Source organism: bacterium, assembly GCA_041649255.1.
Lineage (GTDB): Bacteria > Hydrothermota > UBA3073 > JACQXS01 > JAQTXJ01 > JAQTXJ01.
The window spans coordinates 1-2,613 of sequence record JBAZNK010000052.1; the positions used below are offsets into that span (position 1 = coordinate 1).

A 2,613-nucleotide genomic window follows, 5' to 3' on the forward strand; every position below is an offset into this window, starting at 1 on the left:
AACAACAAGTGTTGACTCGCCAAATGATAATCATTATTATTTAAACCCATGAACAAACAACTACCCGACTCTATCGAACCTCTGGACTTAACGCTGTCTACAAAGCAGGACACAACGCCGGCTTTACGACAACGGTTAAACAGCGCCGAGCTATTTAATACCAGCCGCGAAGTGGTCATCGAACACGCCGGCGAGGAATACCGATTACGTTTAACACGTCAGGACAAATTAATCCTGACCAAATAATTTGTAAAAAACAGCCAGCCATCATCCAACACTTTCAGCTGTTGGAAGCCAGCCAATGTCAAAGACACGCTACATACCGTAGCTTCGGCAGACTCCATTCTGCCTAATATTGGGATGGTGAAATCAATGAACTCAAATAAACAACACAAGAAAGTAAGCCTTGCCGGTAACGCCGATTGTCGCGTGGTGTTTTGTCCTGATTGCGGCACATTAGAGATCACTTTGGGCGCAACAAAGATACACACCAATTGTGAATCGTTACACATACTCAGCTCAGTCTTAAACCACGCCAAGGTGCGGATCGCCCAGATGCAAGATGCGTCACCGGCAAATCGCTATACCCTCCCAACAATAAGCCGTATTCACTAAAGGTCATCCGGCAAAACCCTGTCACCTGAACCCAAGTGAAAGTTACGCGCGCCAATAATCGCCACGCTACGCGCTATCGCTCAGGAATAGAGATAAAACATCGGTTTCATCTCCGAGCCGGCTAAATCCATTACACAAAAAACAGCCACCCAGCTTTCTTGCCAGGCAGCCATCACTCTAATTATTAAAGGGGAAATGCATGTCGAAAAGAAAGATGACATCAAAAAGAACAAACAACGCAAACTGGCGGCTGGCGGCATTATTGCCGATGGGAGCCGTGTTGAACGGCATGGCGATAGCCGCCGACCAACCGACCAAAGCGCAAGCTGCCGAAAAAAAAGAAATCACCCTGCCGGCCGTAAAGGTTAAAGCGACGCGCGACAATAAATCCGGCAATTACAAAGCCGGCACCTCGACGGCCGGCACCAAAACCGACACTCCGCTGATAGAAACGCCCCAATCGATCTCGGTGATTACCAACGATCAAATGGAAGCGCAAAATGTCAGCACCATGGCCGAAGCCTTGCGCTACACGCCCGGCGTGCAAAGCGAGACGTTCGGTTTTGAACCGCGTACCACCTTCATCAAAATTCGCGGCTTCGATGCGACGGAAACCGGACTTTACCGAGACGGCCTCAAACTCAGCAATCCCGGCTTCGCGGTAGGCTACAGCCTGGAGCCTTATGGCGCCGAACGCGTTGAAGTGCCGCGCGGCCCCGCATCCGTGCTATACGGACAAGCCAGCCCCGGCGGCTTGGTTAACTACGTGTCCAAGCGGCCGACATTCGACCCGTTCCGGGAAATCAAATTTGAAGCGGGAACTTACGACCGTTTCCAAGGCGAACTCGATGTCGGCGGCGCGCTTGATGAACGAAAAACACTGGCCTATCGCGTCACCGGGCTGGTGCGCGACAGTGAAACCCAGGTCGATTTCATCAAAGACAACCGTATTTATGTCGCACCGGCGCTGACCTGGAAACCCAGCGACAATACGACGCTGACTTTTTTAAGTCATTACCAAAAGGATGACACCAAACCCTCGCAGCGTTTACCGGCCGAAGGCACGTTACGCTCCAATGCCAACGGCAAAATCCCGACCAACCGTTTCACCGGCGAGCCGAATGTCGATCAATACAGCCGGGAAGAATTTGCCGTCGGTTACGCCTTGGAGCATCGCGTCAACGATGCGGTGACGCTGCGCCAAAACACCCGTTACTACAACAACGAAGTCGATGACCGCTCCATTTATACGACCGCATTGCTGGCCGACCAACGCACGATCAGTCGCGCTTTGTATGAAAGTTTCGGTAAAGTCCACGGCTTCAACCTCGATAACCAGGCCCAATTTAAATTCTCGACAGCAATACTGGATCACACCTTGCTGTCGGGCCTCGATTTTCAACATGTGGGTTCCAATTCGCTGCAAACCTACGGTGCCGCGCCGAACCTCAACATTTTCAATCCGGTCTACGGCTCGGCGGTTGCGTCCGCTCCGGTCTTCAAAAACGAGGATGCGACCCAGAACCAGATCGGGCTTTATCTTCAAGACCAGATCAAATTCGGCGAGCACTGGCGAGCGACATTGGGCGGGCGCTATGACCGCGCCGATAGCGTGATCAAAAACAAGCTCACCGGTTTAAGCACAACGCAGGACGACAATGCACTTACCGGCCGCGCCGGCCTGGTGTACGTGGCCGACAACGGCCTGGCGCCTTATTTCAGTTATGCGCAATCGTTTCTTCCCGCGCTGGGCACCGATGCGGCCGGCAAAGCCCTTAAACCTGAAACGGGCGAACAATATGAATTCGGCGTCAAATTCCAGCCGAAAAATCAAAACAGCTTCATCACACTGGCGTATTTCGACCTTACCCGCACAGACTTCCTGACCCCCGACCCGATCACTTATGCGAATGTGCAGCGAGGCGAAGCGAATTCCCGCGGCGTCGAGCTGGAAGGCGTCGCCAGCTTGGATAACGGCTTAAACCTGACGGCCAACTA

The 2,613-nt window shown here is 52.6% G+C and carries 2 protein-coding genes; both read left to right on the plus strand.

Annotated features, from left to right (window positions below; translation table 11 throughout):
- Positions 1–48 precede the first annotated feature (48 nt).
- The gene (locus tag WC614_14140) at positions 49–246 is read left to right on the plus strand and encodes a hemin uptake protein HemP (GenBank protein ID MFA5034144.1); all 198 of its coding nucleotides are present in this window, start codon (positions 49–51) and stop codon (positions 244–246) included.
- Between the two features lie 568 nt (positions 247–814).
- A partial coding sequence (locus WC614_14145) for a TonB-dependent siderophore receptor (GenBank protein ID MFA5034145.1) occupies positions 815–2,613 on the plus strand: 1,799 nt, incomplete at its 3' end.

What these genes read in the sequence shown, in the direction of transcription:
- WC614_14140 (MFA5034144.1), top strand. Translation starts at nt 49, where the DNA reads ATGAACAAACAACTACCCGACTCTATCGAACCTCTGGACTTAACGCTG.